The sequence below is a fragment of the Cryobacterium aureum genome, from assembly GCF_002954245.1.
Classification (GTDB): domain Bacteria; phylum Actinomycetota; class Actinomycetes; order Actinomycetales; family Microbacteriaceae; genus Cryobacterium; species Cryobacterium aureum.
Genome location: NZ_PPTG01000034.1, coordinates 1 through 1,467, shown reverse-complemented (window position 1 = coordinate 1,467; position 1,467 = coordinate 1). Strand labels below are relative to the sequence as shown.

At 64.8% G+C, this 1,467-nt stretch carries 1 protein-coding gene; it reads right to left on the bottom strand.

Annotated elements, in window-relative coordinates:
* Window positions 1-53: 53 nt before the first annotated feature.
* Complete coding sequence (locus tag CJ028_RS13215) at window positions 54-1,301, bottom strand: ATP-binding cassette domain-containing protein (RefSeq protein ID WP_105035702.1); 1,248 nt, start codon at window positions 1,299-1,301, stop codon at window positions 54-56.
* Between the last annotated feature and the right edge of the window lie 166 nt (window positions 1,302-1,467).

Here is a 1,467-nt window from a genome sequence, read left to right as displayed (position 1 = left end):
GACGGCGGAGTCGCCGCCGGCAATGCCGGCTTCTGCAGTTATGGTGCGGGTGCTCATTGACTGGCCCGCGCGTCGGCGCCGCTGCTATCGGTCTCGCTCAGGTCGGCGCCGGCGTCAGGCGCCTGCGCTTGGAACACGCCGGTGTTCAGTCCGACGGGCGCTTGGTCCGATTCGAGCACGGCAGCGGTCTGTGACCGGGTGATGGCGTCCATGACGGTCTGCACGTCGATGACGCCCTTGAACATGTCGCGACGGCCGGTGACGAGCGCGGCCCCGGCGCTGGAGACGAGCATCGTGTCGAGCGCGTCATTGAGCGTGGCACGGTAGCCGACGACGGGAAGTTTCGGGTCGGGAACGTTGCTGATGACCTCAAGGCGTCCGAGCTTACGCCGGGAGAGCCACTGGATAGGACGGTGACGCTCATCGACAATGACCGCGTGGCCGTGGCCGGCGTCGATGAGACGGGCCAGGACAGCCGCTGCCCGTTCACCGGGGTTTCCCACGACGGCGTCGCCGAGGCCGACCTCCGCCACCCGGGTAAGGGTGAGCTGTTTAAGGCCGGCGCCTGACCCGATAAAGTTTTCGACGAACTCGTTGGCCGGGTCGCCGAGGATGCGTTCCGGGGTGTCGTACTGTTCGAGCCGGGCGCCCTCGTTAAAGATGGCGATCCAGTCGCCGAGCTTGACGGCCTCATCGAAGTCATGGGTGACGCAGACGATGGTCTTCTGCAGTTCTTCCTGAATGTTGAGCAGTTCGTCCTGCAGGCGCAGGCGGGTGATCGGGTCGACGGCGCCGAAGGGCTCGTCCATGAGTAGGACGGGCGGGTCAGCTGCGAGGGCGCGCGCCACGCCGACGCGTTGCTGTTGACCGCCGGAAAGTTCCTTGGGGTACCGGTTTCGGTAGAGGGCCGGGTCGAGGGAGACAAGCTCGAGGAGTTCGTCGACGCGAGCCGTGATGCGGGCCTTGTCCCAGCCGAGCATTTTCGGCACGAGGCCGATGTTGGTGGCCACCGTCATATGAGGGAAGAGCCCCCCGGCCTGAATGACATAGCCGATGCCTCGGCGCAGGGTATCGCCGTTCATGTCGGTGACATCGTCACCGTCGACGACGATGCGACCCTCGGTCGGTTCGATGAGTCGGTTGATCATTTTCAGGGTGGTGGTCTTGCCGCAGCCCGAGGGGCCGACGAGCATGACGATCTTGCCAGCCGGGATCTCCATGGTCAGACCGTCGACCGCGGGGCGCTCCTGGCCGGGGAAACGCTTAGTGACGTGGTCAAGCAGGATGTTCGCACCGGTGATGCCTGTCGGGGAATCTTCGGTGCTGGTGGATTCTGCGCTGTTGGATGCACTGAGTTCAGACACGGATACCTCGGGGTGTGGTCAGGCGGCCGAGGCCGACGAGAAGGAGATCAAGAATAAGAGCGAGCACAACAACACCGATGACGCCCGTCAGCACCGACTCGAG